17 protein-coding genes (1 of these 17 only partly in view) are annotated in these 24,015 nt (G+C 71.7%); 6 read left to right on the top strand and 11 right to left on the bottom strand.

Annotated features, from left to right (window positions below; all coding sequences use genetic code 11):
- Positions 1–198 precede the first annotated feature (198 nt).
- Positions 199–1,155, top strand: coding sequence for an aldo/keto reductase (locus ABR737_RS21555; protein WP_328385993.1), 957 nt, complete (start codon positions 199–201; stop codon positions 1,153–1,155).
- A 99-nt stretch (positions 1,156–1,254) separates the two neighbouring features.
- Here the strand turns inward: ABR737_RS21555 and ABR737_RS21550 are convergent, their stop codons facing one another.
- The 3 genes from ABR737_RS21550 to ABR737_RS21540 all read right to left on the bottom strand — a co-directional run bounded on the left by ABR737_RS21550 (position 1,255) and on the right by ABR737_RS21540 (position 2,701).
- Positions 1,255–1,557: a hypothetical protein gene (locus ABR737_RS21550; protein WP_350256880.1), complete on the bottom strand. Its 303-nt coding sequence runs from the start codon at positions 1,555–1,557 to the stop codon at positions 1,255–1,257.
- Between the two features lie 89 nt (positions 1,558–1,646).
- Entirely contained in the window at positions 1,647–1,856 is a 210-nt protein-coding gene (locus ABR737_RS21545) for a DUF397 domain-containing protein (RefSeq protein ID WP_328385994.1), read from the bottom strand.
- Positions 1,856–2,701 (bottom strand): helix-turn-helix domain-containing protein, encoded by an 846-nt coding sequence (locus tag ABR737_RS21540; RefSeq protein WP_328385995.1) that lies wholly within the window; start codon positions 2,699–2,701, stop codon positions 1,856–1,858. The genes ABR737_RS21545 and ABR737_RS21540 overlap by 1 nt, the downstream gene beginning before the upstream one ends.
- A 200-nt stretch (positions 2,702–2,901) precedes the next feature.
- Between ABR737_RS21540 and ABR737_RS21535 the strand changes: the two genes are divergently transcribed.
- Positions 2,902–3,552, top strand: coding sequence for an ATP-binding protein (locus tag ABR737_RS21535; protein ID WP_328385996.1), 651 nt, complete (start codon positions 2,902–2,904; stop codon positions 3,550–3,552).
- A 76-nt stretch (positions 3,553–3,628) separates the two neighbouring features.
- Here the strand turns inward: ABR737_RS21535 and ABR737_RS21530 are convergent, their stop codons facing one another.
- The 3 genes from ABR737_RS21530 to trmB form a co-directional block, all read right to left on the bottom strand.
- Positions 3,629–5,017: a YDG/SRA domain-containing protein gene (locus ABR737_RS21530; protein ID WP_328385997.1), complete on the bottom strand. Its 1,389-nt coding sequence runs from the start codon at positions 5,015–5,017 to the stop codon at positions 3,629–3,631.
- Between the two features lie 167 nt (positions 5,018–5,184).
- Positions 5,185–6,483, bottom strand: coding sequence for a PrsW family intramembrane metalloprotease (locus tag ABR737_RS21525; protein ID WP_350251755.1), 1,299 nt, complete (start codon positions 6,481–6,483; stop codon positions 5,185–5,187).
- 28 nt (positions 6,484–6,511) lie between these two features.
- Positions 6,512–7,456 carry a tRNA (guanosine(46)-N7)-methyltransferase TrmB gene (gene trmB / locus ABR737_RS21520; RefSeq protein ID WP_502964492.1) on the bottom strand — a complete coding sequence of 315 codons (945 nt, stop codon included), beginning with the start codon at positions 7,454–7,456 and terminating at the stop codon, positions 6,512–6,514.
- 856 nt (positions 7,457–8,312) lie between these two features.
- Here trmB and ABR737_RS21515 point away from each other — a divergent pair.
- Positions 8,313–9,578 (top strand): outer membrane protein assembly factor BamB family protein, encoded by a 1,266-nt coding sequence (locus tag ABR737_RS21515; RefSeq protein WP_350251754.1) that lies wholly within the window; start codon positions 8,313–8,315, stop codon positions 9,576–9,578.
- A 231-nt stretch (positions 9,579–9,809) separates the two neighbouring features.
- Here ABR737_RS21515 and lhgD read toward each other — a convergent pair whose 3' ends face one another.
- Positions 9,810–11,030, bottom strand: coding sequence for an L-2-hydroxyglutarate dehydrogenase (lhgD, locus tag ABR737_RS21510; protein WP_350251753.1), 1,221 nt, complete (start codon positions 11,028–11,030; stop codon positions 9,810–9,812).
- A 256-nt stretch (positions 11,031–11,286) separates the two neighbouring features.
- On the bottom strand, positions 11,287–12,735 hold the full coding sequence (locus ABR737_RS21505) for an NsdA family TPR-like regulatory protein (protein WP_159481635.1): 1,449 nt from the start codon (positions 12,733–12,735) through the stop codon (positions 11,287–11,289).
- A 945-nt stretch (positions 12,736–13,680) separates the two neighbouring features.
- On the opposite strand from ABR737_RS21505, the gene ABR737_RS21500 reads away from it, so the two are divergent.
- Positions 13,681–15,780 carry an asparagine synthase-related protein gene (locus ABR737_RS21500; RefSeq protein WP_350251752.1) on the top strand — a complete coding sequence of 700 codons (2,100 nt, stop codon included), beginning with the start codon at positions 13,681–13,683 and terminating at the stop codon, positions 15,778–15,780.
- Between the two features lie 74 nt (positions 15,781–15,854).
- On the opposite strand, the gene ABR737_RS21495 is transcribed toward ABR737_RS21500, so the two are convergent.
- Together ABR737_RS21495 and ABR737_RS21490 are read right to left on the bottom strand one after the other, a co-directional pair.
- A complete protein-coding gene (locus ABR737_RS21495) occupies positions 15,855–17,906 on the bottom strand; it encodes a sigma-70 family RNA polymerase sigma factor (protein WP_350256878.1) in 2,052 nt (683 codons plus the stop codon).
- A 427-nt stretch (positions 17,907–18,333) separates the two neighbouring features.
- Positions 18,334–19,356 (bottom strand): TetR/AcrR family transcriptional regulator, encoded by a 1,023-nt coding sequence (locus ABR737_RS21490; RefSeq protein WP_350251751.1) that lies wholly within the window; start codon positions 19,354–19,356, stop codon positions 18,334–18,336.
- 445 nt (positions 19,357–19,801) lie between these two features.
- On the opposite strand from ABR737_RS21490, the gene ABR737_RS21485 reads away from it, so the two are divergent.
- Positions 19,802–21,181, top strand: a complete 1,380-nt coding sequence (locus tag ABR737_RS21485) for an NAD(P)/FAD-dependent oxidoreductase (RefSeq protein ID WP_350256877.1) — start codon at positions 19,802–19,804, stop codon at positions 21,179–21,181.
- Positions 21,182–21,490: 309 nt separating this feature from the next.
- Complete coding sequence (locus ABR737_RS21480) at positions 21,491–23,308, top strand: ATP-binding SpoIIE family protein phosphatase (RefSeq protein ID WP_350251750.1); 1,818 nt, start codon at positions 21,491–21,493, stop codon at positions 23,306–23,308.
- Positions 23,309–23,390: 82 nt separating this feature from the next.
- Here ABR737_RS21480 and ABR737_RS21475 read toward each other — a convergent pair whose 3' ends face one another.
- Positions 23,391–24,015, bottom strand: partial view of an MFS transporter gene (locus ABR737_RS21475; protein WP_350256876.1) — the end only. Its footprint extends 674 nt past the window's final position; 625 of the gene's 1,299 nt are visible here — the last part of the coding sequence; the start codon falls outside the window, past its right edge; the stop codon is at positions 23,391–23,393.

Here is a 24,015-nt window from a genome sequence, read left to right as displayed (position 1 = left end):
GGTACGGCATCGGCGTGTGCGGTACGGCATCGGCGTGTGACGCGCCACCGGCGTGTGCGGTACGGCACCGGTGTGTGACACATGGCCCCAACGGGCGTATGCCGGACGGAAGTTGGCGTCCGGGGGCGTCGCGGGGCGCCGGAGGCGTCCGGGGGAGCGGAAGGAATAACTCCGCTCCCCCGGACGTTGCCACCACACATGACCGCGACACACACCCCCCGAAATCGTCAGTCCCTCGGCTCGCTCTCGGTCTCCCCGCTGTCGCTCGGCGGCAACGTCTTCGGCTGGACGGCCGACGAGAGCGAATCCTTCGCCGTGCTCGATGCCTACGTCGCGGGTGGCGGCAACTTCATCGACACCGCCGACGTCTACTCGGCCTGGGTCCCCGGCAACAAGGGCGGCGAATCCGAGACCGTCCTCGGCAACTGGCTGGCCGCCCGCGGCAACCGCGACGAGGTCGTCATCGCCACCAAGGTCGGTGCCCACCCGGACTTCAAGGGCCTGTCCGCCGCCACCATCAAGTCCGCGGTCGATCTCTCCCTCTCCCGTCTGCGCACCGACTACATCGACCTCTACTACACCCACTACGACGACGAATCGGTCGAGGTCGGGGAGTTCCTTACCGCCCTCGACGACCTCGTCCGGGCCGGCAAGGTCCGCGAGATCGCCGCGTCCAACATCTCGGCGAAGCGCCTGGAGGAGTCCCTGGCCTTCTCCGCCCGCGAGGGCCTGGCCCGCTACGTCGCCCTCCAGCCGCACTACAACCTGGTCTCCCGCGACACCTACGAGGGCGAACTCGCCGACGCAGCCGCCCGCCACGGCCTCGCCGCGGTCCCGTACTACGCCCTCGCCTCCGGCTTTCTGACCGGCAAGTACCGCCCGGGAACCACCGTCGACAGCGCTCGCTCCGGCGGCGCGGCCAAGTACGCCGGCACCGACCGGGGCCGGCGCGTCCTCCAGGCCCTCGACACCGTCTCCGCCGCCCACGAGGCCGAGCCGGCCACCGTCGCCCTCGCCTGGCTCGCCGCCCAGCCCACCGTCGCGGCCCCCATCGCCAGCGCCCGGACGGTGGAGCAGCTGCCGGCGCTGCTGGCGGTGGGCGACCTGACGCTCACGGAGGCGGAACTGAGGCTTCTGAACGAGGCTTCTGCCTGAACCACCTGAGAGGCGGGGAGGGGGCGGGCCCAGGGAGTGGCGGGCCGGGGAGGCGGGCCACTCCCTGGGCCCGCCCCCTCCCCACGCCCTGCTCCCGCTCTACTTCCGGCGGTCGACCGCCACCCACGACGCCAGCGCCACCCCACCCGCCACCGCAAACACCGAAGGCCAGGCCCCGATCTTCTTGGCCAACGGATGCGACCCGGCAAACGCCGCCACGTACGCCCCACTCAGCGCCGCCGCCGTCGCGTTCCCCGCCTTCTCCTGCCATCCCTTGGCCGCCACCGCCCCGGCCACAGCCAGCGCCACCCCGCCAAGCGGCCGCTTCTTGGTCCAGCGGGCGGTGGCGTAGCCGCCTACCAGGCCGGTTGCTGCGATCACACTCGTCGGTACGCCGGCCATCACGGAAACCTCCACATCAGGGGACAACTGTGACGACCCTACGTGGAGAGTCCATGGGACTCGGACGTTGCTCTGTGTGATGCACCGCGCTAGGCGCGGACGTTCCAGTCCGGGTGCTGCACGCAGGCGACGAAGTCCTGCCATGCCCCGCAGGTGAAGTTGAGTATCTGGCCGCCGGGAACCTTCGTGTCTCGGACCAGGACGGTGGATCCGTCGGGTGTCGCCGTCGCTATGCAGTTGCCGCCAGAGCCGTTGCTGTAGCTGCTCTTGTGCCAGACGAGAGGCGCTGTGTGAGTCATCAGGTGAGTCCTTGCATCGCTTCGGTAATGAGGGCACTGGACTGTTGCGGACTCAAGGACAGTGCCCGCAAGTTGTCGAATGCCTTTGCATACTGCGCGATGTCGCTGGGTTGCTCCAGATAGACAGCATCTGTCAGGCCATCGCGATAGACGATGTCCGGGTCCTCTTGCTCAGGGAACCCCAACATCGTGTACGCCCCTGTTGCCGGGTAGCTACCCGAGTTGAACGGCAGTACCTGGACCGTGACGTTCTTCGACTGCGCCATCTTCAGCAAGCGTTCGAACTGGGCCTGCATCACCTCCCGGCTCCCGATCGCATGCCGCAAGACGCTCTCGTGCAGGATCGCCCACAAATCTGGTGCCTGAGGAGCGGTGAGGAGTGCCTGTCGCTCCATGCGCACGGCGATCATCTGCTCGACGTCGTCTGGACTTGGCTGGGCCGTAGCGTGGTGGAGCTCCCTGGCGTAATCCGCGGTCTGTAGTAGCCCAGGCACGAACTCGGCCTCGTAGGTCCGCAAGCTGCAGGCTGCCTGTTCAAGGCCGACGTATACGGAGAACCAGGTGGGTACGGCGCTGCCGTACGCGTGCCACCAACCCCGCATCTTGGAGTGCTTGGCAAGGTCCTTGAGGAGTTCGCGTAGCTCGTCAGTGGTGTTGTAGAAGCGGCACAGCGCCTCAATGTCTGACGGCTGGACGCGCCCTTGGCCGGTCTCCATGCGGTTGACCTTGGATCCGCTCCAGTCCAGCGACTCGCCCACCTGGTTGCAGGTGAGTCCGTGGTCCTCACGGAGCTTCTTCAGCTCGATCGCAAGTCGGCGACGACGAGCGGTGGGCGAACCGGCCACGGCAACTCTCCTTGTTTTGGCGGGCGTTCATTCTTGCTGCGAGAGCAGGTACGGGCCAATCACTCGATAGAGCGAATCCCGCTGTGCACATTGCATGAAGGGATACGCGCTGCCACTATCGCACCCAGAGGAACTGAGAGTCATCACCTGATGGCCAGACGTGACGTCGGGGTCGTGGGCAAGCAAAGGAGCTGGGCCAGATGAATGCCACCCACCGCATGTCGAGTACGGAGTGGGTCCACCCCTTCACCGCGAGGCCGGCAGGGGTGGCCGAGTTACGCCGTCTGACGAGCCTCTACCTCGAACGGTGGGGACTTTCGGGAGTGGTTGATGCGGCGCAGCTCTGCGTCAGCGAGCTGGCCACCAACGTCATCAACCATGTAGGTGAAGGGGCTGCCGCTGTCCTGTCGGTCATGGTGAGGGATGCGCATCTGCGCATTTCCGTTCGGGATGCGGAGAGTGGTCGGTTCCCAAGGCTCCTGGGTGTCGCGCCTACCTCGGAAACTGGGCGAGGGCTGGGCCTGGTGGCGGCCATGGCGGACCGTTGGGGAGTGACGGCTGCCGCGCACGGCAAAACCACCTGGTGTGAGATCAGTGCATCGTGCACGGCTCAGGTCCGAGGCGCGGACGGCCCGCAATCTCCGGGAGCAGAAGTACCCCCGTCCTCCAGTCAGGGCATGCCGGGTCGGGCAACCCAAGGACGGCCGCTGCACTTCGTTACCCAGGAGGCGGCGGCTGTCGGTCTCATTGCTGAAGTCCTTCGTTGGCTACAGGCGCAGGGGCGTGATCCCGATACGGTTCTCGACTATGCGCAAATGTTCTTCGAGGGTGAGTGCGGCGTCGCGGGTTAGGGGTGATGACGGGGCGGCGCTGATGGGGGCGTACCCCCTCTCTCGCAAATGGATGCCAGGGAGGGGGTATGGAAAGCTATTCGGTCGGGACGTTTATGTTTTCGTGGTGGTCTCGGTGATACGCGAGGTATTTGGCGTTTATGACATGTCCGGGGATCTCGCGTAGTTGGTAGGTTCGAGGTTCGGAGCCTCGTTGCGTAACGGAACGGTCATCGTTAATGATCAGCATTCCGAAGTCGAAGGCCGTGTGGTGGTTTGGGCACAGGCATAGAACGTTATCGATCTCATCGGGGCCGTCGTGCGGGTGACCGAGTGGCTTAATGTGTGCAGCTTCAGCGTAGGCGCCCGTAGGGGTTTCAATGCGCAGTCCGCATACTTGGCAAGCGTATGCGTGGATCTTCTTTACGTAGTCGGCTACCTTGGTGCTTCGGATGATGCGCTGGGTGGAGGTTTCCTTGCGGCCGGGGGTGGCATTGCCAGCCGGGAAGGAGCGCGTGATGTTCGTGGCGGCCTGTTTGTCGACGGAGCCGATGGCGCGGAGTCGATAGCGCCATACGAGGAAGTTCGATTCGCCGCGTTGGGACCAGCACTCCTCTACTCGGTAGAGGCCGTCGTACCGGAGTCCAGCAGCTGGCGAGTGTCGACGGTCACCGCCCGAGCCGCGAATCACGCGCACAGGTGCCCCAGTGGAGTAGCTGGTGACCAACGCTGCATTTCCTAGGGTCAGTTCCTGATCTTTGCATTGCTTCTTCGTTTTCTCGTCTCGCCCCCCTTGCCCCGTGTAGATTATTTCGTCGCCATAGTCTTCATCGTCTTCGTAACCTCCGGATACGACGATGGACTCGGCGCCGCTCGCTCGCGTTCCGCAGATTCCGGCCATGGTGGGACGGTGGACCCTTGCTCGTGCCAGTGTCCGCCGCCTCTTGAAGGTATCCCCGACGCGTACGTGGGGAGGGGCGCCGAATCCGTCAAATTCCTTCGCCGGGAGCCCTGCTTCCAGAAGCAGCAGATCAAGGCGATGGTCCTGGAAGTATTGTTCGTGAAGCAGCTTTACTGCATCCCGACACAGATCCTTATCTGAGGCGAGCTGTTCGTGCAGCGAGGTCTCCAGCCCGGCCTCGGGTGTTTGCTCGGCAAGCCATGTAACTGCGTCAGGATCCCTGGAGTCTGGTGCCTCGTCATTCGTGCCGAGAATCTCCCAGAAGGGGAATTGGTGCAACTCTAGAAAAGTGCTCTCGGGTGTCGGGTGTGAATCTATGGTGTCGTATTCGGTAAGCATGGCCCGAAGGTCTGTCTTTGCCTTGTTCCATGAGGTGAGGCGGTCTGCACCTTCGGCCGCACGGCTGATCGCCCAGAGGAGCGCGATGGGCTGATCCCTCGATGGTTCACCTGACGGGCGATGGAGAGGCAGGGAGGCAAGCGCCTCCATGAAGCGAGTAGCACGTTCCTGCTGGGGCTCGGACAACTTGGTGTTTCCCTCGATCTCAGGTGTGGGTGGACCATGCATAAACCAGGGCTAGTTGCCCAGTACAGATGGTTCGTACACCACTGTCGAGGGAGATAGGGGTCGTTGCGGACAGCGGAGCATCGGCCTGGGGGAGCGGTTGTGGTCGGGCCTGGCTAGAGCAGACGTCATCTGCTGCGGCAAGGCGAGTCGCCGGAGCCGCATGACTGCTCCCTGGTCACCCACGCATCCACCAACGCCGCCCGCCCCCACTGCTGGTAGTGCCGAAGATGCAGCAGCAAGTGCTGTTCCCGGCTGAAGAAGTCGGGTGCAGGTCCCAAGAGATGAGCCCGCCGTCGGTGGAACGAAAGGGTGGTGGCGACGGTGGCGTACTCGGTGACGGCGCGGGCGGCGGCGGGGCCCTGGGTGGTGCGGGCGATGTCGCGGGCCAGGGCGCGGGTTTTGAGGGAGGAGAGGGCGGCGGGTTCGGTGGGGGTGAGCCAGCCGGCGGTGATGTAGGGGGCGAGGTAGTCGCGCAGGGAGAGGAGTTCTTGGTTGCGGGCCCAGATCGCCAGCCAGGTGAGGGCGAGGAGGACGGGGACCATGAAGAGGCCGTAGACGATGAGGAAACCGGGGTCGCCGAGGGAGGAGGCGCCGTTCCAGATGGCGTGCAGGAGGACGGCGGTGAGCAGGCCGAGGAGGGCGAGCGTGATGCGGGCGGCGCGGCGGCGGGGGTAGCGGGTGGCGGCGATGCCGAACGCGAGGCCGGTGAGGATCGTGAAGAGCGGGTGGGCGAAGGGGGAGACGATGATGCGGAAGAAGAAGGCGCCGGCGGTGAGGGAGTCCAGACCGGTGTGGCCCATCGACTGGTCCTCGCCGAAGGCGTTGCCCAGGTAGAGGACGTTCTCGGTGAAGGCGAAACCGGTGGCGGTGATCCCGGCGATGACGATGCCGTCCGTGATGCCGTCGAAGTCGTTGCGGCGGAAGCGGTAGAGGAAGAGGACCGCGGCGGCCTTGACCACCTCCTCGACGACCGGGGCGATGACCGTGGCGCCCCAGGCCTCGGCCTCGGAGGGTGAGGCCGAGGCGATATTGGCGGCCAGCCAGTCGGTGGCGAAGCCATTGGCGAGCAGCGCCACCAGGGCGGCGGCGCAGGCGCCCCAGGCGAAGGCGAAGGCGAGGTTGCGCCAGGGCTCGGGCTCGACGCGGTCGAGCCAGCAGAACGCCGCGAGGAGGAGCGGCACGGGGAAGACGGCCAGGCCGAGCCCGACCAGGAAACCTTCCGTGCCGGTCTCCTGGCGGACCATGCCGATGATGATCACGCCGGAGAGCGCGAGCAGCGAGACCAGGGCGACGGCGCGGAGGGTGGTGCTGTTCCAGGGGGCCGTCCGGCGGCGGTGCGCGGCCGCGTCCTCGTGCGGCTGGGGTGTGTACGGGGGAGGGGCGGGCGCGGTCGGCGGGTGCGGGGGCGGCTGGGACGGGTACACCCGTCGACCCTAACGAGCGGCGTTCGTCCTACGCGTCGCGGCGGCGGAAGAGGAGGTCGTGGACGACATGCCCCTTGTCCAGGCCCTGGCCCTCGAACTTGGTGAGCGGGCGGAAGTCCGGGCGCGGCGCATAGCCGGGGTAGAGGTTTTCGAGCGCCGGCTCGGCGGAGAGGACTTCGAGCATCTGCTCGGCATACGGCTCCCAGTCGGTCGCGCAGTGCACGAGGGCACCGGGCGCGAGCCGGGTGGCCGCCAGCGCGATGAACTCCGGCTGGACGAGGCGGCGCTTGTGGTGGCGCTTCTTCGGCCAGGGGTCGGGGAAGTAGACGCGCAGGCCGGCGAGGGAGGCGGGGGCCAGCATCTCGCGCAGCAGGATGATGGCGTCGCCGTTGGCCACCCGGATGTTGGACAGGCCGTTCCGCTCCGCGAGACCGAGCAGATTGCCCTGCCCCGGGGTGTGGACGTCGCAGCCGAGGATGCCGGTGTCCGGGTCGGCGGCGGCCATCTGTGCCGTGGCCTCGCCCATGCCGAAGCCGATCTCCAGCACGACCGGTAGTCCGTCGAAGAAGGCGTCGAGATCGATACGGGAGAGGCCGTCGATGTCCAGCCCCCAGGTGGGCCACAGGCGGCGCAGCGCATCCGCCTGGGTGGGCGAGACACGGCTGCGGCGCGGCTGGAAGGAGCGGATCCGGCGCTCGTGATGTGAGCCCGCGGGGTCGGCAGCGGGGCCGGTTCCGTCGGGGAACATGGGTGCACCGCGGCGCGGGGTGGCGGCGGAGACGGCGGTGGAGCCGAGGCCGCGGGCTTCCTGGGCGTCGGGTGCGTGGCCGTCGGCCTCATGTGCTGCGTTGGCCTCGTGTGCTGTGTTGGCCCGGTGCGCGTCGGCCTCGTGCGCGTCGGCGGTGCCGGGTGCCTCGGCCTTCTGCGGGCCGGTCTTCTCCCGGCCGGTTCGCTGTACGCCGGCTTCCTGCACGTCGGCCTTCTGCACGTCGGCCTTCTGCACGTCGGCCTTCTGCACGTCGGCCTTCTGCGCGCCGGTCTCCCGGGCGCCGGATTGCTGCACGTCGGGCTGCTGCGGGGCGGCTTCCCGGGTGGGGGAGGCCTGGGCGCCGGCTGCCGGAGCGGCTGCTCCCACGGCAGTAGTGGCGGGGGCGGCGGGGGTGGTGAGGTTCTCGGACACAGTGTGTCGATTCTACGGGGCGCGGGTTCGGGGGGAGGGGAGCCCAGGGCTCGCCCGGGTGCCGCTCGGAGCCCGTCCGGAGCCTTCGAGGGGCTTGGTGCCTGCTGAGGCGAGGGCCGGAACCTTCATGAAAAGGGAGGTTGGCGCGGTGTGTAGCGGCATGCATACGATGCGGCGCTGACGTGAGCAAAACAAATCAGGGGGTTGGTTCATCGTGTCGCAGGGCGGCCAGGGGTACGCCGGGAATCCGCAGGGGCCGCAGCCGCCCGGCCAGGGAGCTCCGGGAGCGCCGCCCGCCGGCCCGCCGGCACCGGGGCAGGCCGGCCCGCCGCCTGCGGGAGCGTACGGACCTCCGGAACAGCCGTCGGCGGCTCCGGGGCAGGTGCCTCCCGGCCCGTACGGCCCCCCGCCCGCTCAGCCCGGGCCGGGAGGCGCGCAGTATCCGCCGCCCATGGGCCAGCCCCAGGGGCCGCCCCCGCAGGGGTACCCCGCACCGCAGGGCGGCCAGCAGCCACCCCCGCCGTACGCCCAGAATCAGGGGCCGATGCCAGGCCAGGTGCCGGGGCACGGGCCCGGACAGGTGCCGTACGCCGGTGGACCCATGCCGCCGCAGTTCCAGGGCGGGCCGGGTGGGCCCAGGCGCAGCGGTGTGCCCGTGCCGCTCATCCTGACGATCGTGATGGTCCTGCTGGTGGCCGCCGGGGTCGGCGGGTACTTCCTCTTCTCCGGGGACTCCGCCGACTCGGGTGCCACCCGGCCCGCGAACGCCCTGTCGCGGAAGTGGGAGGCGGCGTCGCCCGTGTCCGAGCGCGAGGGCCAGAACGACAACGGGCTGCGCTCGATGTGGTTCAACAACGACGACATCATCTACGGCGACGGCGAGGGTGTACGGGCCTACAACCGCAAGACCGGCAAGAAGAAGTGGACCGTCAAGACGCCCAAGGGCGCGGGCGAGGTCTGCGCGATGTCCGCGGAGCCCAGTGACGACGGTGTGGGCGCCGTGGTCTTCGACGCGGGTGGCGACGACTGCTCCTATCTCTCCGTCGTCGACACCGACACCGGCCGGACGCTGTGGTCCAAGAACCTTCAGGACGGTCACGGTGCGGAGCACGAGCCGCGGGTCGTGGTGAACAGCAAGGTCGTCGCCGTCACGATCGGCCAGACCTATGCCGGCTTCTCCGTCGGCCGTGGAGCGAAGGTCTGGGAGCTGACCGCACGCGGTCATGCGTGCACCAACTCGGTCGGGCTGAGCCCCCAGTACCTGGCGGTCTCCAGCGACTGCCCCGATGCCAAGCCGAAGAGGCAGCTGTCGCTCCAGGACCTGGAGTACGACAGCATCCATTCGACGGTCACGGGTGAGGACCACGCGATCGTGCAGACCCTCTCGGACCGGCCCCTGACGCTGCTGACGGAGAGCGGCAGCACGGCCGATCCCGTGCACTACATCCAGACCTATACGGAGAAGCCCAAGCCGGACCACACCTTCCAGCTCTCGGGCGAGCTGAAGGACCTGAAGTTCGAGCCGCGCAACACCTACGTCGACGAGGACGAGCAGATCCTGGTGACCGGTTACGGCGCCACCAACGGGCTTGCGGCGATGGACATGAAGACGGGCAAGCTGCTGTGGAAGAAGCGCGGCTCGGCGGCCATCGCCGGAGTGAACAACCAAGGCCTGATGATGGTGACCGATTCACCCGACAGCGGCGCCTCCGCAGTGAAGGAGCTGGTGGTCGCGGTCGGCTTGCGTGACGGCAAGGAGAAGGTGAAGGGCACGCTCTACGAAAAGGAGCACAACCTGCCGGCCCCCAGCGATATGTCGCTGGGCTTGGACCGGGACAACATGCTCTTCATCCAGAGCGAGCGGCTCACCGACAACCGGCCGAGCGTGCAGGCCTTCGAGGTGCCGTTCGCCTGACGTCTCCAGGACGCAGCCACGCCGTCGCCGCCACGGATCCGCCGCCTCTCGGCCCCGCCTCTCATGGGAGGAGGGGCCGAGAGGCGTTTTTACGAGGGCGGGCCCGAACGGCGTTCTTGGCGAGCGGAGGCCCGATCGGCATTGTTCGCGAGCGGAGGCCCGGGCGGCATTGTTCGCGAGCGGAGGCCCGGGCGGCGTGCTTTGCGAGCGGAGGTCCGGGCGGCGTGCTTGTCATGCGCGGCTCCGCCCCAGCAGCCCCAGCACCCGGCGTGCCACCTCGCGTCCGATGGGGAGCGAGGCCGTGGCGGCCGGGGACGGGGCGTTGAGGACGTGGATCATGCCGGGGGATTCGGCGAAGAGGAAGTCATCGACGAGGGTGCCGTCGGGGAGGACGGCCTGCGCGCGGACGCCGGCCGGCGACGGCACCAGGTCCTCCTCGCGGGCGGCCGGGAGCAGGCGGCGGACCGCGTCGGCGAAGGCGGATCGGGACAGGGAGCGGTGCAGTTCGCCGGCGCCGTAGCGCCAGTGGCGGCGGGCTATCCGCCAGGAGCCGGGGTAGGCGAGGGTGCCCGCCAGCTCGGCGGGGCGGACCGTGCGCCAGTCGTAGCCCTCGCGGGCCAGGGCGGGGACGGCGTTCGGGCCGATGTGGACGGCGCCGTCGATGCCGCGGGTCAGATGGACGCCGAGGAACGGGAAGGCCGGGTCGGGGACCGGGTAGACCAGGCCGCGGACGAGCGAGGCGCGTTCCGGAGCGAGGGTGAAGTACTCGCCGCGGAACGGGACGATCCGCATACCCGGGGCATCGCCGGCCAGCCGGGCGATCCGGTCGCAGTGCAGGCCGGCGCAGTTGACCAGGGCACGGGCACGGTGGACCGTGCCGTCGGCGCCGCGGACCGCCACCCGGCCGGGGCGGCGGCCGATGGTCGTCACCTCGGTGCTGTAGACGATCCGGGTGCCGGCGTCCTCGGCGAGCCGGGCGAACCTGCGGGCGACCGCGGCGAAGTCGCAGACGCCGGTCGTGCCGACATGGATGGCGGCCAGGCCTTCCACCTCGGGTTCGTACTCGGCTATCTGGGCGGGGCCCAGTTCGCGCACCGGCAGGCCGTGTTCGCGGCCGCGCTGGATCAGGCCGTGCAGCCGCGGCAGCTCGCTGCGGTCCGTGGCGACGATCAGCTTGCCGGTGACCTCGTGCGGGATGTCGTTCTCGGTACAGAACTTCACCATCTCCGCCGAGCCCTGCAGGGCGAAGCGGGCCTTGAGGGAGCCGGGCGGGTAGTAGATGCCGCTGTGGATCACGCCGCTGTTGCGCCCGGTCTGGTGACGGGCCGGGCCCGGCTCCTTCTCCAGGACCACGACGCGTGTGCCAGGTGCGGCACGCGTGATCGCGTAGGCCGTAGAGAGTCCGACGATGCCGGCACCGATCACCAGTACATCGCAGTCGTACGCCGCCACTGCACCTCCCCAACCGCATGAACCGGGCTCACCCGTCGCCGCGGACCTGCGCCTCATCCGCATCATTGCCCGACGACGTATCCCATCATGACGTCCGGCACTGACAATGCCGATCGGACGGGTCGGGGTCCGGACAGGGCAGGGCCGGAGGGGCCGGGGGTTCGGGCGGAGCGGGCGTGCCGAGCCCCCGGTACGGCCTGCCGGTACGACCCCGCGATACGGCCCTCCGCCCGGCCCGCCCCCCCACCGCCCTCGCCTAAGCCGGTGCCGCCAGCAGTGGTCTCGCCCGCTCCCGCAGCTCGACCACCCGGGGCTCATCGCCGTACGGCTCCAGGCGGTGCAGCAGATCGCGGACGTACTCGGTGGTGCGGGCGGAGGAGATCCGTCCGGCCACCTCGACCGCTCGGGTGCCCGCCGCGCAGGCCGCGTCCAGATTGCCGGACTCCAGTTCGGCCACAGCGGAGACGACCAGGCGCAGACCGTGCGAGCGGACGAATTCCTCGGTGGGACGGGACAGCGCCTGCTCGGTGAAACGGCGCACCTGGCGGGGCAGCCGCAGATCGCGGTAGCACTCGGCGGCGTCGGCGGCGAAGCGTTCGTACGAGTAGAAGTCCAGCCACGAGGGGTCGGGGTCGCCACCGCGGGAGCGCTCCAGCCAGCCCTCGGAGGCCTTCAGCGCCACCTCGCAGGCGCGCGCCTCACCGGCCTTGGCCTGCGCCCGCGCCTCGACCAGGCGGAAGAAGCTCATGGTGCGGGCCGTGGCCAGGCCGCGGTTGCGTTCCAGGGCGGCCTGGGCGAGGTCGACGCCCTCGTCGGCGAAGCCCCGGTAGGTCGCCTGGAGCGACATCGAGGCGAGGACGTAGCCGCCGAGAGGGACGTCGGCGGCCGCGCGGGCGAGCCGCAGCGCCTGGATGTAGTACCGCTGCGCGGCCTCCTGCTGGCCCGTGTCGAAGGCCATCCACCCCGCGAGCCGGGTGAGTTCGGAGGTCGCCCCGAAGAGCGCCCGGCCCACTTCGTCGCTGTACGAGGCGAGAAGTAATGGCGCCGCGTCCACCCGGAGGCATTCCGGGACCATCGAGGAACGCCAGTCCCCACCGCCGTATTTGGAGTCCCAGCGGCGCGCGTCCTCCGCCGCCTCGCGCAGCTTGCTGACGTCGCTGTGGCCGACGTGCTGCGGAATCCCGCCGTCGCCGGCAGCCGCGGCGTCCTTGTCCCGCGCCTCGGCCGCCTCCCGCGCCACCGAGCTGTCGGCCGGGGATATCAGCCAACGGGAGGCGGGGGTGGCGTACGCGGTGACGGCGAAGGATCCGGCCAGGCTCTGCCAGATGCCGCCGCCGCCCGCCCGCCGTCCGGCCAGATCGAGACGGTACAGCTCGGTCGCGGAGCGCACCGCGGCGCCCACATCGCGGGGAAATGCCAGGCCTACCTCCGGCGCCGGGTCCGCGTCGGCCAGCCCGATCTCGTGCAGCGGAACCGGCCGGCCGAGCTTGCTGCCGATCGCGGACGCGATCAGATGGGGCGCGGCGCCCTGCGGCACCATGCCCTTGGAGACCCACCGCGCCACCGACGTCTTGTCATAGCGAAGCGTCAGTCCGCGCTGCGCACCGAGGTCGTTGACCCGGCGTGCCAGTCCGGCATTGCTGATACCCGCGAGGGCGAGAACAGTGCCGAGCTTTTCGTTCGGCCCGCGTATATCCCTGGACATGCGCACCCCTCGACACAGCGACGGCCGCCCCGGTACCCCGGGGCATGCGTCCACCCAGAGTAGTTCGCCGGATCCCGACCGTTAAGTGCCGGTGTCCCGGATGGCGAGATTCGTGTTCAAACAGGGGTGCGGGAATTGGCATGTGCTCCGGGTACGTGTGCCCGTGCGCCCGTTCGTGCGCGCTGGCCGCCCGTTTCCGGGAGCGCTTCCATGTCTTCTGCGTGGGTCGGCCCGCTGTACTGGATCCAGTGGGCTGGGGGATACCGTCACCTCAATTCCCCGCGGGTGGCGGTCCGGTCCGGGGGGCGCAGCCCGCCTCCCGGACCGTCGCGAAGACCGGTCGGCGGCCGGTCGCGGCCGGCCGTGTCACCGGTTGACGCCATGCCCGCATACGTCAACTGGGCTGTGTGGTACGGACTTTGGCCGAAAATCGACGGGTGATGATTTCACGCCGCCGTCCGCTCGGGGGTCGCCCTGGGGGCCACACGGGGGGCCTCCCGGGGCCGAGGCGCTGGAGTGCGCGCGTCCGGCGTGGGGGCCAAGGCGGCGGAGGGCTCGCGCCCGGTGCGGGGCGTACCCGCGGGGCGGCTCGCACGGTCGGCTCGTACGCGCGGCTCGCGCGCCCCATCTCGCATGCGCCATCTCGCACGCCCCGCCTCGCCGCCCCCGCGCCCGTCCGCTCCGCCGTCCGGGGCCCGCCTGCGGGGTCCCCGCAAGGCTCCTGCGGGCCCGTCCGCGCGAGCCCGTGACGCCCCCGGAACCCCACCGACGGCCCCTCGACCGGCGCACGCGGCGCGAACCGCCCGTATACAGGCCTGCTCCGGCGCCTCCTGTGCGCCCCTGTCATGGCAGCATGGTCGCCACAACAGCTCGGCGACAGCCGGGCAATCCGCTGTACGGGGCGGCCGTTGGCCCCGGCGCACGGGGAATCGGGTGGAGGCGGCCATGCGCTGGTTGGTGGGGTGGAGCAGTGCCGCCACGGGGCCGGCCGGCACGGGGCCGACGGCGGACGAGGAGAGCCGCGCGGTCCTCCCCGTGGGCGCGCAACTCCTGTGGGGCGGCCCCGATCCCCTCTGGGCGGTCGGCGACTGGCGGCCGGACGAGGTCCGCGTCGTACAGGCCGACGCCGAGACCCGGCTCGCGGTCTTCGGCATCTGCGGAGCCACCGAGGACCAGCTGCGGGTGGGCCTGTTCGCGGCGCGCGGGGGCGCACAGCGCCACCTCACCACCTGGCCCGGCAGCTACACCGCCGTCGTCCAGGTAGGGCGGCGGATCACCGTCACCGGCGACCTGGCCGGCGCCCGGCCCGTCTTCCACACCCCCTGGGCCGGCGGCACCGCCTACGCCACCGCCGCCCTCCCGCTCGCCGACCTCGTCGAGGCCGGCCTCGACATCGGCCACCTGGCCGCGCTGCTGGCCTGCCCGGACATCCCCGAGGCGCTGGGCGCCGGCACGCCGTACGAAGGCGTCCGCCGGACCCCGCCCGGCCACGCCCTGGTGCTGCGCGGCGGCGCCCGCGACATCACCTCCTTCGAGCCGACCGCCTCGCTCGCCGTCGCCGCTCCCCAACTCGCCCCGGAACAGGCCGTGGACGGGGTCCGCGACGCCCTGGTCGAGGCCGTCCGCGTACGGCTGGCCGGGCTCCGGTACGCCCCCGATCCGGACGGGCCCGACGGACTCGACCCCGGACCGGTGCCCGGCATGGGGCCCGCCGAGCGGCGCGCGGCGCGTGGGGCACCGGCCCCCGGCATCGGCGCCGACCTCTCCGGAGGCAGTGCTTCCGGAACCCTCGCCCTCCTGGCCGCCGGTCTCCCGGGCCGTCCAGGACGGCTGGGCGGTCACGGTGAACGCCTCCTGGCCGTCACCTTCAACGACCGCGCCACCACGGGCGAAGGGGCGCACCACGAGGCCGAGTTGGAGCGCGCCCGCACTCTCGCCGACAACCCGCGGCTGCACCATGTCGTCGTCGCGGCCGGCGAAGAGGCCCTTCCGTATGCGGACCTCGGCGCGGGCCCGCTCACGGACGAGCCGGGCCCCTCCCTCACCACCGCGAGCCGCCACCGCCGTCGCCTGCTGGCCGGCAGCGCGGACCATTTCGTCGGACACGGCGCCCGTCAGGTCCTCGACGCGCACCCGGCCCGCCTCGCCGACCTGCTCATGGACCGCCGCCGGCGCCATCTGCTGCGCCCGGTCACGGCGCTGGCCAAGGCCGACGGCCCCTCCGCACACTCCGTCCTCGTCCCCTTCACCGTCTACCGGGCCGCCCGCAGGCTCGCCCGTACGCCGTACCCGTCCGGCCTCGCCGATACGGCGCGGCGCCTCCTGGAGCGGCAGTTCGCCGACGACCCGGTGGCCGGCGGGGCCGTGGACGCCTCGTTGGCCGCGCTCGCCTGGTGCGGGCCCGGGCCCGCGGCGCGCTGGCTCACGGGGGAGGCGCTGGCCGAAGTATCGGTTCGTCTCAGCGACGCGGCACACCGTTCGCCCGCCGCCGGCCACCCCGGGGAGCGGCGGGCCCGCGCCGCGCTGGCCCGTCAGGCCGCGGACCACCGCGTCTTCGAGCAAGCCGCCGAGATCCGCAACCAGCGGCTGCACGCCCCCTTCCTCGACAACCAGGTGGTGCTCGCCTGCCGCGCCCTGCCGGACACCCTGCGGGTACAGCCGGGGGCACGGGCCGCCGTACTGCGCTCCGTACTGGCCGGGGCCGGCGTACGGGATCTGCCGCCCGGCTGGGGCGCGACCTCACAACTGACCCAGGCGGCCGCCGTACGCACCGGGCTGCGCGGCGCCATAGGCGACCTGGTGCAGCTCTTCGACACGCCGCTGCTGGCCGATGCGGGGCTGGTGGAGGCGCGGGTGGTCCGCAAGGCGCTGCGGTCGGCGGCGGAGGGGGCGGCGCTGCCCTTGGACGGGCTGGCCGAACTGGTCTCCACGGAGTTGTGGCTGCGGCGGTTGGTGGCGCGGCGGGGGACGTGTTGGACGGGGGCGGGGGCGCCGCGCCAGAAGGCGGTCGCGGGCGGGGTCGTTCCCCGTGCGCGACTGGCATGAGCCGGGGGCGTTGCCGGGGCCGGGGGCGTTGCGGGCGCCGGGTGGCCCGACGCTCCTGGTGAGCCGGTGGTCCCTCAACGACAACTGATCGTCGCCTGCGCCCAATCCCCCAGCGCCACCACAGCGTCGTGCGAGGCCGGCTCGGTCACCAGCCGCAGCGTCTTACGGCCCGTCAGCGGGACATGCACCGGTACCGCCCGCTGCCCGCCGTGCACCGCCGCCGACCCCCACAGCCGTACCCCGTCCGCATAAACGGAGAAGCGCAGCGCCCCCAGCACCGGACCGAGATCGTCGATGCCCGCCACGGCGTCGTACGCGGTGCAGCGGCGGTTGAGGTCGATGGTCACCGAGGAGCGCGCGTGCACGCTCGCACCCTGCGCATACGTCGTGCCGGCGATCGTCGGTGCCTCCCGCTGCCACAGCCAGCTGCTGCCGAAGGTGCGGATCTCCGGCTTGCTGCCGTCGCCCGTGAAGTCGTGGTCGAGCGCACGGAGCGGGTACGCGGTCGGGGCGGGCAGCGGAGGCTGTGGTGTGGGCTCCGGAGGCGTGGCCTTCGGCGGCGTGGGACCGGGGGCCGGCGCCGACGGCGGGGCCGGGCGGGGCGTGGGCTGCTGCGGAGTCCGCGGCGGGGCGGGCGCCGGCTCGGGGCGCGACGTATGCGTCGGCGGCGCCTTCGGGCGCGGCTTCGCGCCGTCCTTCGGGACCGGTGCGGCACCGGACGCCGGCGGCAGCGCCGACCCCGACGGCTCGGACGACGGCCGCTGCGGCGCGGCCGGGGCCGCCTGCGCGGATCCGGCCCGCGGTTTCGGCGCCGGCCCCGGCAAGCCGGTCAGCGCCAGCGCCAGCGCCGCGCCCGCCACCACCGTCGCCCCCACGCCGAGACCGACCTTCACCGCCGCGCCCAGCCCCTTGCCCACGGCCGCACCACCGGAACCACCGGAACCACCCGCGCTTCCCACCGCACCGGTACCACCGCCCCCCGTGGCCGCGGAACCACCACCGCCCGCAGCCGCCGCACCGGCACCGGCACCGGCTGCCGCGCCCGCTCCCGCCGCCGCGCCCGCTCCCGCGGCACCCACCGCCGCGGCCGCCGCCTTGACGGCGTACCCCGCGGCGAACCAGCCGATGACCGCGACCGGCAGCAGCGCCCCGATCCGCTGGTTGACGTCCTCGACCTCCAGCGCGGCCAGCCGGCACCGGGCACACGCCTCCAGATGCTTGCGCAGCCCCCGCTCGGCCCGCATCCGCAGCCCACCGCGGGCGAAGGCGCCGAGCCGGTCGGCATACCGCGCGCAGTCGCCGCCCGCGGTCAGCGACTGGCTGACATGCGCCTGCAGATAGGCCTGCCGAAGGCCCTCGCGGGCGCGGTGCGCCAGTACGGCGGTGGCGTTCGCAGTCAGCCCGAGCAGCGGGGCGACCTCGCTGGGCGACTCCTCCTCGACCGTGGTGTGCCACAGCACCGTCTGGTAGCGCTCGGGCAGGCTGCGGAACGCCTGTACGGCCATCGACTGCTCGGCCTCGTGCAGAGCGCGCACGTCCGCGCCAGGGTCCAGGGTCTCCTTGTCCCCCGGCACCCCGGCCGAGGACACCGCGAACACCGCGAAGTCCTCCACCAGTTGTTCCCGCCGCGCCGTCTTCGCCCAGGAGGCGGCGACCCGGCGGACGGTGGTCAGCAGATAGGCGCGCACCGCGGATTCGGGCCCCGCGCCGCCGCGCACCGCCTGCAGCGTGCGCGCGAAGACCTCACCGGTCAGATCCTCGGCGGTGTGCACGTCCCGGCAGCAGCTCCGGGCGTAGCGCCGGACCGCCTCGGCGTGCCTGCGGTACAGCTCCTCGTACGCGCTGTCGTCCCCGGCCCGCAGATTGGCGAGCAACTGGGCGTCGGACGGCGGGATTTCGCCCCCCTCGGGGGCGGCTTCCGGGCCCGCCCGGTGGGAACGCCCGCGCTGCGGCGGCACACTGGGCCCCTCGCCCGCCGGATGAAGGGCGCGGTCGTGCCGCTCCGCCGGCCCGCCGGCCGGGGTGCCCGCCCCCGACGTCCTGGCCTGGCCTGGGATCTGTCCGGACGGCGTGCCCTTGGTCTCGTCCACCCCGGCCTCGCCGTCGCGCCGCCCGCCAATGTCCATCTTCGAGGCCCCCGAAGCTGCCGTCACACCGGAATACCGCGCCAGCGTGCCACACCGGACCCCCGCGGTTGGCGGTCCTGACCGCCATCCACTCATCCGGGGTGCGCACGCGGACGACCGCACGGACGTTCACCCGTACGAGCCATGCCGCGCATACGGGCCGTACCCTCCGCGGACCCTTACGGGGCATCGCGTCCCTGGAAACCCCCTGGAAACCCCCGGGCAGCTCCCGTACAGCCCCCTACGGGCCGGGCCCCGCACACGCGCGGAGCCCGTACCCGCCCCCAAGGGCGCATACGGGCTCCGCAATCGCATACGGCACCGGCCCGCGAGCGGACACCGACCGCGGGCCGACACCGTCCAGCCGGCCGGCCCCACCGGGTGGACCCGGCGGTCGGGCCCACCGGACGGCGCCGGCCGCCGGACCTCACTCAGCAGGGCGCGAACGCAGCCCCTCCAGCAGAATCTCCAGCAGCCGTGTGGAGGCGGCCTGTTGGTGGCTGGGTTCGGGCAGCGTGGGCGCGCCCGTGGCGATCACTAACAGAATGTCGGCGACCGTCACATCGGCGCGCAGCTCACCCGCCGTCCTGGCGCGCTCCACGAGCCGCCCGACGACCTCCAGCAGCGCCCCGGCGCCCGCCATCTCCTCGGCGGCGGCAGCGGCATCGACACCCTCATCGGCATCGACACCCTCATCGGCATGGGCACCGGCAGTGGCCGACGTGGCCCCGCCCGCCGTGGCCGGCTCGCCCTCCGCGGCGCCGTGCGGGGCGACCAGCCGGAGATCGACCGGGACCCCGTCCGTGCCGGGCGCCATCCGCTGCTGCGGCACCCGCGCCTCGCTCAGGCCCTCCGGCACCCGCGCTTCGCTCAGCCCGTTCGTCAGCCCGTCCGGCACCCGTGGCCCGTCCGTGCCGTCGGCGCCGCTCATGCTGTCCGCCGCCGGCTCCGCGGCCCGGTCGGCGTCCGCGCTCACCCGCAGAATGCCCGGCGGCAGCAGCCGTCCGGCACCCGAGGCGACCGAGGTCCGCAAGAAGCAGGACAGCGCGGACCACGCGTCGTCCTCCTGGCCCAGCGCCGTACGCGCCTGGTCCGTCAGCCGGGAGGTCTCCTCCTCGGCTATCCGGCGGACCAGCACGTCCTTGCTCGGAAAACGGCGGTAGACCGTGCCGACACCGACCCGGGCCCGCCGTGCCACGTCCTCCATGGGCGCGCCGTACCCCAGCTCGCCGAACACCTCGCGCGCGGCACGCAGCACATGTTCCAGATTGCGCTGGGCATCCACCCGCAGCGGCGTGCTCCGACCCCCCGTCCCCGTACGGGCACCGTTCCTCACGCCGGCGCCGTTGCCCGTGCCGTGGGTGCCGTTGTTGTCCTTCACGCTCCCGGCGTCGTCGGCGGCATGCGCCACAGCGACGTTGGTCTGCCAATGAGAGCCCTGAATGTGCATAGTGATCCCCCGGTAATGACGTCTCCCCCCGGAGACTCCCCGCCCTGACAGTCAGGGCGTACCGATGACAGGGTCCACCCCAACAGATACGAACATAGTTGAGCCCGCGTCAAGAATGAAGGGGGCGTTCCGCGCAATGCGCCCCCCGATCGGACCAAGGGGGCCGATCCGCCCGGATCATGACCCCGTTCTTCCGCCGCCACCCACCCCCTGACCAGGGAACCTCTGCCCGCACACGCGGAATATGCCGTTCCGTCCCCAGGGCAGCGACCGGTCATACATTTCGACGGGCCTGTGGACAAAGCCGCTCCGGCAGTGCGTCATGGAACAGTGCTGTGCTTGACCCGGGGGTGCAGCTCCCGAGGGTGGCCGCGCCGCCGGCCGCCCGCCGGATCGGTGCCGCCCGGGCCTGGCCGACACCGCGAGGAGAACCTCTGTGAAGACTGTGTCCTCGAATGACGTGACGCGCATTCTCGTTGTCGGTGGTGGCTATGTGGGGATGTACACCGCCCTGCGGCTGCAGCGGAAACTGAAGCAGGAGCTGCACCAGGGCACCGTCGAGATCATCGTGGTCGACCCCGAGCCGTATATGACGTACCAGCCCTTCCTGCCCGAGGCCGCGGCCGGTTCGATCTCCCCGCGCCATGTCGTCGTACCGCTGCGCCGGGTGCTGCCGCGGTGCAAGGTCGTCATCGGCGAGGTCACCGCCCTCGACCACGGCGACCGCCGGGCCACCATCACCACCCTGGCCGCGGAGGAGACCGGCAACGGCGCCATCGAGGTGGAGTACGACGAGCTGGTCCTGGCGCCCGGCTCGGTCTCGCGCGCCCTGCCCGTCCCGGGGCTGGCCGATGTCGGCATCGGCTTCAAGACGGTCGAAGAGGCCATCGGACTGCGCAACCACGTCCTCGCCCAGCTCGACATCGCCTCCTCCACCCGCGACCCCGCGGTCCGCGACGCCGCCCTCACCTTCGTCTTCGTCGGCGGCGGCTACGCGGGCGTGGAGGCGCTGGCCGAACTGGAGGACATGGCCCGCTACGCCGTCCGCTACTACCACAACATCCAGCCCGAGGACATGAAGTGGATCCTGGTCGAGGCGACCGACCGGATCCTGCCCGAAGTGGGCCCCGACATGGGCCGTTACGCCGTTCGCGAGCTGCGCGCCCGCAATATCGACGTCCGGATGGAGACCCGGCTGGACTCCTGTGAGAAGCGGGTCGCCCAGCTCAGCGACGGCTCCCGCTTCCCGACCCGGACCCTGGTGTGGACCGCGGGCGTCAAACCGCACCCCATCCTGGCCGCGACCGGGCTGCCGCTGAACGCCCACGGCCGCCTCAGGTGCACCCCCGCGCTCCAGGTGGACGGCGTCGAGCACGCCTGGTCCGCCGGCGACGCGGCCGCGGTCCCCGACCTGACGGCCGCACCGCCCGCCAAGCCCGACGAGCCCCGCGCCCTGTGCGCCCCCAACGCGCAGCACGCCGTGCGCCAGTCCAAGGTGCTCGCCGAGAACATCGCGGCGGCGGTACGCGGCGGCCCGGTCCGCGACTACGCGCACAAGTACGTCGGCTCGGTGGCCTCGCTCGGCCTGCACAAGGGCGTGGCGCACCTCTACGGGCGCAAGCTCAAGGGCTACCCGGCGTGGTTCATGCACCGCGCCTACCACCTCAGCCGGGTGCCGACCTTCAACCGCAAGGCGCGGGTGCTCGCCGAATGGACGCTGGCCGGCCTGTTCAAACGCGAGATCGTCTCGCTCGGCTCGCTGGAGAACCCGCGCGCCGAGTTCGAACTCGCCGCGGGCACCGGACGCCACAACGAGGCCAGTTGACGCGCCGTACCCCGAAGAGGTGATGTGCCGGCAGCCCCGGGGCGGCGGGATGTTCCGGAGCGCGGAACTCCCTCCCGGCACCCGGGCGTCTGACGGATGTCCGTCCGGTCGGCCACACTGGACGTGTGACCATGGGTGGGCTCGTATCTGCAAAGAGTGACAATCACGAGGATTCTGGACGTTTGCTGCATTCCGCAAAAGGGCGCCGAGAGTGTCCCCAGCCGACCTTTCCCCGGCCGCCGGCCGGGAGGTCCCGCCATGCCGACGGCCCGATCCCGCGCGACGACGCGAAGTAAGAGGTACCCCTCCGTGATCTTCACGCGCTGGAGCGCCAAACTCCCCGGCACTCAACGGCGTGCCGCCGCGCGGTCCGACCGCGCCGCGCCCCGCCCCGCGTCCGGCACGCCGGCCGCACCGCCCACGGCGTCCCCGGCGCCGTCCACCGTGCCCGCCACGGACGGCGGCACGCCCGCCGCACCGACGGCCGCGACCACCGGCTCCGTCCCCGCGGCCCGCGCCGAGCACACGGAAGCCACGGCCACCCGGGAACCCACCCAGGGGGCCCTGCCGCCCACGGTCGACGCACTGTCCGTCCACGACATCCTCGGCACCATCCCCGCCCTCGTCGCCGTCGTCTACGGCCCCGAGCACCGCCTCGCCTACGTCAACGGCGCCTACGCCGGCGTCTTCGGCCCCCGTCCGGCCGGCCACACCGCCCGCGAAGCCCTCCCCGAGCTCGGCACACTCGGCCTGCTCCCCCTGATGGACCAGGTGCTGCGCAGCGGCAAACCGCGGACGGTCAAGTCCCGCAAGGTCCCCGGCGGCGCGGGCGGCGACCGCACCCGCGACGGCTACTACACCTTCACCTGCACCCCGATCGAGGTCGCGGCCAGCGGCCCGGCACCCGACCCCGAGGTCGCCTGCGTCGCCCCGCACAAGGGCGTCCTGGTCTTCGGCGCCGAGGTCACCGACCAGATCGAGTCCGCCGAGCGGCTGCGCGCCAGCGAGGCCCGCCAGCGCGAGGCCGCGGTCACCCTCCAGCGCTCCCTGCTGCCCCAGGAACTGGAGCAGCCCGACGACCTCCGCGTCGCCGCCACCTACCAGCCCGGCGGCACCGACGCCGCGGTCGGCGGCGACTGGTACGACGTCATCACCCTCGGCGCCGGCCGTACGGCCCTGGTCATCGGCGATGTCATGGGCCGCGGGGTGCGCGCCGCCGCGGTCATGGGCCAGCTGCGCACCGCCGTCCGCGCCTACGCCCGCCTCGACCTCCCGCCCCACGAGGTCCTGCAGCTCCTGGACGGCCTGGCCGCCGAGATCGACGCCAGCCAGATCGCCACCTGCGTCTACGCCGTCCACGACCCGAACGAGGGCCGGCTGGTCTACGCCTCCGCCGGCCATCTGCCCATCCTCGTACGCGACCCGGACGGCACGGTCCGCCGCGCCGCCGAACCGACCGGACCGCCCCTGGGCACCGGCGGCTGGCTGCACACCTCCGGATCCGTCCCGCTGGGCCCCGGCAGCAGCGCCGTCCTCTACACCGACGGCCTGGTCGAGCGCCGCGACAAGGACATCGACCACGGCGTCGAAGCCCTGGAACGCGCCTTCGCCGGTGCCACCGGCGACCCGGACATCGTCTGCGACCGCCTGCTGCGCTCCCTGGGAATCACCGCCAGCCACGACGACGACGTCGCCATCCTGGTCCTGCAGCACCCCGAACGGACCGGCCACGACGCCGAGCTCTTCCACAACGCCGCGCTCGAACTCCTCGGCGGCACCGAAGCGGCCCCGCGCGCCCGCGCCTTCGCCTCCGGGGTCCTCGCCTCCTGGCGCTTCCCGCCCGAGCTGCACGACCTCGGTGTACTGGCCGCCAGCGAACTGGTCGCCAACTCCCTCCAGCACGGCACCCCGCCCATGCGCCTGCGCCTGCGCCGCACGGACCGCCGGCTGATCGTCGAGGTCACCGACGGCGACGACCACCTCCCGCGCCGCCGTCGCGCCGAACCGGCCGACGAGGCCGGCCGGGGCATCTCCATCGTCGCCACCATCGCCTCGTCCTGGGGCTCCCGCCGCACCCCGGGCGGCGGCAAGGCCGTCTGGTGCGAATTCGCGCTGCCACGGGGATAGCCGTACGCCGAAGGCCCCGGTCCGATCGGACCGGGGCCTTCGGCAGACAACAGCGGCGCTCCTACGGCACGGACGCCCGGGCTCAGGCGCCGCAGACCACGGCTTCCGCCTCGGCCGGCACCCGCGCCGCGGGCACAGAGGCCACCGCCCGGTGCGGATTGTCCTGCGCCGGACGCAGCATCCGCCCCAGCCACAGCGACAACACCGTGATCCCCAGCGCACACACCACGAGCATCCCGATGTACGCCCCGTACATCCCGTGCCCCACCATCAGCGCGCCCACGGCCGGACCGAGCGCCAACGCCAGCTGCTTGACCAGCGCGAACGCCGAGTTGTACTGCCCGATCAGGGAAGCCGGCGCCAGATCGGCCACCAGCGGAGCCACCGTCGGCGACAGCATCGACTCACCGATACCGAACAGCGCATACGTCGAGATCAGCAGCGTCGTCGCCACCACCTGCGCGCCGTGCACCAGCCCGGACAGCCCGGCGGCTATCCACGCCACCGTCCAGACCACCCCGACCAGCGCCATCACCCGGCTGCGCCGCCGCCGCTCGACCAGCTTGAGCACCACGAACTGCGCCGCCACGATCGCCGCCGTATTGGCCGCGAGCGCGATGCCCAGGCCGGCCGGCGGTATACGGGTGACCTCGGTCGCGTAGGCCGCCAGCCCCGACTCGAACTGCCCGTAGCAGGCGAAGAACAGC

Origin of the sequence: Streptomyces sp. Edi2, from assembly GCF_040253635.1 — a bacterium.
Classification (GTDB): Bacteria; Actinomycetota; Actinomycetes; order Streptomycetales; family Streptomycetaceae; genus Streptomyces.
Note: the sequence above shows the minus strand (reverse complement) of the source record. Positions and strands in the feature narration are given on the sequence as shown.

Coding starts and splice junctions, on each gene's coding strand:
- ABR737_RS21555 (WP_328385993.1), top strand. CDS start 199: ATGACCGCGACACACACCCCCCGAAATCGTCAGTCCCTCGGCTCGCTC.
- ABR737_RS21550 (WP_350256880.1), bottom strand. CDS start 1,557: ATGGCCGGCGTACCGACGAGTGTGATCGCAGCAACCGGCCTGGTAGGC.
- ABR737_RS21545 (WP_328385994.1), bottom strand. CDS start 1,856: ATGACTCACACAGCGCCTCTCGTCTGGCACAAGAGCAGCTACAGCAAC.
- ABR737_RS21535 (WP_328385996.1), top strand. CDS start 2,902: ATGAATGCCACCCACCGCATGTCGAGTACGGAGTGGGTCCACCCCTTC.
- ABR737_RS21505 (WP_159481635.1), bottom strand. CDS start 12,735: ATGTCCAGGGATATACGCGGGCCGAACGAAAAGCTCGGCACTGTTCTC.
- ABR737_RS21500 (WP_350251752.1), top strand. CDS start 13,681: ATGCGCTGGTTGGTGGGGTGGAGCAGTGCCGCCACGGGGCCGGCCGGC.
- ABR737_RS21495 (WP_350256878.1), bottom strand. CDS start 17,906: ATGGACATTGGCGGGCGGCGCGACGGCGAGGCCGGGGTGGACGAGACC.
- ABR737_RS21490 (WP_350251751.1), bottom strand. CDS start 19,356: ATGCACATTCAGGGCTCTCATTGGCAGACCAACGTCGCTGTGGCGCAT.